This window comes from Erythrobacter donghaensis, from assembly GCF_001557325.1.
Lineage (GTDB): Bacteria > Pseudomonadota > Alphaproteobacteria > Sphingomonadales > Sphingomonadaceae > Erythrobacter > Erythrobacter donghaensis_B.
In genome coordinates this window covers 1-1,016 of sequence record NZ_LSJS01000284.1, presented here as the reverse complement: position 1 = coordinate 1,016, position 1,016 = coordinate 1, and the positions used below count along the sequence as shown (strand labels likewise).

At 65.5% G+C, this 1,016-nt stretch carries 1 protein-coding gene and 1 pseudogene; both read right to left on the bottom strand.

Annotated elements, in window-relative coordinates:
* Positions 1-797: conjugal transfer protein TraC (locus AX692_RS16195; RefSeq protein ID WP_155646354.1), on the bottom strand; the 797-nt coding region annotated here is incomplete at its 3' end.
* Positions 797-1,016 (bottom strand): annotated as a pseudogene (locus AX692_RS20605) (conjugal transfer protein TraV); the annotation flags it as partial. The gene AX692_RS16195 and the pseudogene AX692_RS20605, both read right to left, overlap by 1 nt.

The window sequence follows — 1,016 nt, the reverse complement described above, 5'->3', positions numbered from 1 at the left end:
GCATCGGGATAGACGGTCCCGATCTCGGGCACGCCGTCATTGACCTTGCCAGTGGTGCGGAAACGCTCGGTCACGAGCCGCATGCGGTCTTCAGCCACCACCAGTTCGATGTCGTGGCGGATCGCCTGGGAGGAGATTGGATCATTCGGGTTGTAGGGCACCGCATCGTCCTGCGGGGCGGTGGTGGGCGAAGTCAGATCATCGATGACAGCGATCAGCGCTTCCGGCCCGACTTCGACCACGCCGAGATTGAGCGACTTCAGCATCGCCATCAGGCCCTCGCGGGTCTGCTTGAGATCCTCGTTGCTGACCGACTTGGAGGTCGGCACCCCGACCGAGACGATCACCTGGTGATGCCGCGCATGGAAGGGCGCATCCGGCGAGCCAGACTCCCAAACCAGCGAATAGAGCCGCCGCGCCCGGTGCCGGGCAATTGCCTCGTACACGCCGCCCTGGATGTAGCGTGGGGCGAACCACGGGGCGATGATCCTGCTGATGCGCGGGCTTGCAAGGTGGAGCACCTGCAGGCAGGCGCCCGCTGGCAGGCCTTCCGAGAAGAACTGACCGAGGATTTCCCCGGTGCGCTCGTCGGCTCCGATCAGCGGCGTGACCGAAAGGACAAAGCCCTTCGAGCGTGCGTTGAAGTACAGGCGGGTTGCCGGATCATAGACCCGGTAGGGGAGCCAGTCGGAGAGCATATCGACCATGAGCTGCGGACGGGCTTTGTCGGCGTGTTCGGCATCACCCAGCAATCCGCTGAGCAGCCGATCGACGACGGTCTTGAGATGTTCGGCCATCACTTGGGCTCCTTGGGCTGCGAGGTGCTGACGATCGGCTGTTCGCCGTTTCTGACTGCCGGGCGGATTGCAGCTTTCGCGGCTTCAATCGCCGCTGCGCTCGGGAACAGCGGAGCGCTCTGCCCCGCCTCAGGCCGAGGGGCTCGATCACGCGGGGGAGGCGACGTGTCGAACCCCTCGACCGCCGGTGCTTTGGCACCGGCAACGGCCTCGCGCGCC